Genomic DNA, 3,404 nt, shown 5'->3' with positions numbered 1-3,404 from the left:
CGTGGGCGCCGGTGCCCGGTGCGGCGTCCGCGCCGCCGCCCTCGGGGCCGCCGTCCGGGCCGTGGGCGGTGTCCGGACCGGCCATGGCCTCGTCCCGGGGGGCGAGCGGGAGCGCGACGGGGGCGGCGAGGAAGCCGCCGCCCGGGTCGGGACCGGGACCGGCTCCGGGGTCGGGACCGTCCTCGTCGGGATCGCCGTCGTCGGGGCAGGCGTCCCGGAGGGCGACCAGCGCGACGGCCTCGGCGCCGAGCAGGGTGCGCAGGTGGCGGGCGGACTTGCGCGCCGAGTCCCGGTTCAGGCCGGCGCGCAGCGGGGGCGACGCGCGCGCGATCGTGTGCAGAGCCGCGAACCTCGCCTCCTCTTCCGGATCACCGGGAGCGCGGCGCCGGGAGGGCAGCCAGCGGCGCAGGGCGCAGGCGCCGGTGGCCGCTCCCACGGCGGAGGCGCACGCTACGACGTCCGCGACGGACGGTAGGACCATGACGACCCACGGTAACGGCTGTATACCCGTGGGGTCCGTCCGTTGCCGATTTACAAAGGTCTCGGATGGGCCACAGGCCCCTGGCGGACGCGGTTTCAGAGGGGCGGCGACTCCGGCCCGTCCTCCTGGTAGGAGTAGCGCTGCTCCCGCCACGGGTCGGCGATGTTGTGGTAGCCGCGCTCCTCCCAGAAGCCGCGCCGGTCCTTCACGAGGTACTCGACGCCGCGGACCCACTTCACGCTCTTCCACGCGTAGAGGTGCGGCACGACGATGCGGATCGGGAAGCCGTGGTCGGGGGTGAGCCGCTCGCCCTCGCGGTGGGTGGCGAACATGGTCCCCTCGGCGAGGAAGTCGCCCATCCGGATGTTGGCGCTGTAGCCGTACTCGGCCCAGACCATCACGTGCGTGACGTCGGGCGCGGGCGGTGCCAGGTCCACGATCGCCGAGCCGGGGACGCCCTCCCAGGCGATGTCCGGGATGGTGAACTTGGTCACGCAGTGGAAGTCGGAGACGCTCCTGACCCGGGGCAGCGCGTCGAACTCGACCCAGGTCCAGCGGTACTGCTCCCCCGACTCCGTCGCGCCGAAGACCCGGAAGTCCCAGTCCGCGGGACGGAACTTGGGCACGGGTCCGTAGTGCAGGACCGGCCAGCCACGGGGGACGTACTGACCGGGCGGGAGTTCCCGTGGCTGCGGTGTGGGCTCTTCGGGTGGGGACATGACGCGGCCATCCTGCCATCCGACGTGAGCTGAGCCATATTCGGCCCCCGCCGGGAGCGCGCGGGCGACACGCCCGCGGACGCTCCAGGGACCGCCCCGCGAAGGCCGGTGTGCGCGGCCGCCGGGACTATCGGCTACTCTGAGCGCGTGCGCAACGTCGTCTATTTCTTTTGGTTCGACCAGCCCGGGCGGCTGGTCTGCCAGACGTTGCGCTGACAGACCTAGCAGGACGAGAGCCCCGGGCCGCACTGGCCCGGGGCTCTCGTCGTTTCCAGGGGTCGTTCCGCGCGGGCCGCCGGCACCGCGTCACGAGGAGAGGCAGCACACCCATGGTCGTCGTCATGGCCCCCGGGGCCACCGAAGCGGATATCAAGGCCGTCGTCTCACTGGTCGAGACGGCGGGCGGCGACGCGTTCGTCAGCCGCGGCGTGGAGCGGACCATCATCGGGCTGGTCGGCGACGTCCAGCGGTTCGGCTCGCTGAACCTGCGCGGCGCCCGCGGCGTCAGCGACGTGATCCGCATCTCGGCGCCCTACAAGCTGGTGAGCCGGGAGAACCACGCCGAGCGCTCGGTCGTCCGCGTGGGCGGCGTGCCGATCGGCCCCGGCACGATGACGCTGATCGCCGGGCCGTGCGCGGTGGAGACCCCGGAGCAGACGCTGGGCGCCGCGCTGATGGCGCGGGCCGCGGGCGCGACGCTGCTGCGCGGCGGCGCGTTCAAGCCGCGGACCTCGCCCTACGCGTTCCAGGGCCTCGGCGAGGCCGGGCTGCGGATCCTCGCGGACGTGCGCGCCGAGACCGGCATGCCGATCGTCACCGAGGTGGTCGACGTCAGGGACGTCGAGCTCGTCGCCTCCTACGCCGACATGCTGCAGATCGGTACCCGCAACGCGCAGAACTTCGCGTTGCTGCAGGCCGCGGGCGAGGCCGGCAAGCCGGTCATGCTCAAGCGCGGCATGAACGGCACGGTCGAGGAGTGGCTGATGGCCGCCGAGTACGTCGCCCAGCGCGGCAACCTCGACATCGTGCTGTGCGAGCGGGGCATCCGCACCTTCGAACGGGCCACCCGCAACACCCTGGACATCTCCGCCGTGCCGGTGGCCCAGCGCCTCTCCCACCTGCCGGTGATCGTGGACCCGTCGCACTCGGGCGGCAGCCGCGACCTCGTGCTGCCGCTGACCCGCGCCGCGATCGCGGTGGGCGCGGACGGTGTGATCATCGACGTGCACCCGCACCCCGAGAGCGCCCTGTGCGACGGCCCGCAGGCCCTCGTGGACGGCGACCTGCGCGAGCTGGCCAAGGTGGTGCGCGACCTGCCGCCGATGGTGGGCCGCGTGCTCACCGGAGAGCCGGACGCCGTCCCCGCCTGACCACGCCCTCTCGCCGCGGACCCCCCGTGTCGCCCGCCGTGTCGCCCGCCCTGCCGCCCACCCGCGGTCGGCGGGAACACGGCGGGAGGGCGCGCCGGACCGGCTGATATCGTCGGCCGCATGGCGTACTGGACCCCCGACTGCGGGCCGCCCCGCTCCTGACGGGGCGCGGCGAGACCTTCCCTGCTGAGACCCGCCACGACCGGCGCCGGCACGGCGCACGGCCGGCGTTCTCCTGCGCCCCGAATCCGGATCCCCTCCTCCGATTCGAGCACAGGAGCCTCTCTCCGTGTCAGTACGCGCCTTCAAGCAACGCACCCTCAAACACGACGGCCCCACCCGCCCGGCGGGCGGGGCCCCGTCCCGGCGCGCCTTCCAGGGCGGCGGCCTCGACATCCTCCTGGCAGCGTGCCTGTGGGGGACGACCGGGACCGCCCGGACCTTCGCGAGCGGGGCGTCCAGCCTCTCGGCCGGGGCCGCCCGCATCGTCATCGGCGGCCTCGTGCTGCTCGGCTTCGCCGCCCTCGTCCGCCGTGACGGCGCCCCCCGCGCCGCCGGTCTGCGGCGCCTCCTCCTCTCGCCCCGGGCGGAGAGCGCGGAAGCGGCCGGGGCACGCCGGTGGCGCGCCTGGAGCCTGATCGCCGTCGGCGCCGCCGCGATCGCCGTCTACCAGACGGCCTTCTTCGTCGCCGTCGCCCGGACCGGCGTCGCCGTCGGCACGGTCGTGACGATCGGGAGCGCGCCCGCCTTCACGGGCGTGATCGGCGTGGCCCTGCGGCGCTCGGCGCCGTCGGCCCGCTGGCTCCTGGCGACCGGCGGCGCCGTCGCCGGGTG

3 protein-coding genes and 1 pseudogene are annotated in these 3,404 nt (G+C 74.6%); 2 read left to right on the top strand and 2 right to left on the bottom strand.

From position 1 onward, the window contains the following. Together E1291_RS40395 and E1291_RS40390 are read right to left on the bottom strand one after the other, a co-directional pair. A pseudogene (locus E1291_RS40395) lies at positions 1-481 on the bottom strand (hypothetical protein); the annotation flags it as partial. Between the two features lie 95 nt (positions 482-576). Next, entirely contained in the window at positions 577-1,200 is a 624-nt protein-coding gene (locus E1291_RS40390; RefSeq protein ID WP_131743280.1) for a sulfite oxidase-like oxidoreductase, read from the bottom strand. A 329-nt stretch (positions 1,201-1,529) separates the two neighbouring features. Between E1291_RS40390 and aroF the strand changes: the two genes are divergently transcribed. Together aroF and E1291_RS40380 are read left to right on the top strand one after the other, a co-directional pair. Further along, positions 1,530-2,570, top strand: coding sequence for a 3-deoxy-7-phosphoheptulonate synthase (gene aroF / locus E1291_RS40385; protein ID WP_131743279.1), 1,041 nt, complete (start codon positions 1,530-1,532; stop codon positions 2,568-2,570). Positions 2,571-2,859: 289 nt separating this feature from the next. Next, on the top strand, positions 2,860-3,404 hold a 545-nt coding region (locus E1291_RS40380; RefSeq protein WP_165495537.1), incomplete at its 3' end, for an EamA family transporter.

The organism is Actinomadura roseirufa (assembly GCF_900659635.1).
Lineage (GTDB): Bacteria > Actinomycetota > Actinomycetes > Streptosporangiales > Streptosporangiaceae > Spirillospora > Spirillospora roseirufa.
The sequence above is the reverse complement of the archived record's forward strand: the minus strand, read 5'-3'. Positions and strand labels throughout refer to the sequence as shown.

Coding starts and splice junctions, on each gene's coding strand:
- E1291_RS40390 (WP_131743280.1), bottom strand. CDS start 1,200: ATGTCCCCACCCGAAGAGCCCACACCGCAGCCACGGGAACTCCCGCCC.
- aroF (WP_131743279.1), top strand. CDS start 1,530: ATGGTCGTCGTCATGGCCCCCGGGGCCACCGAAGCGGATATCAAGGCC.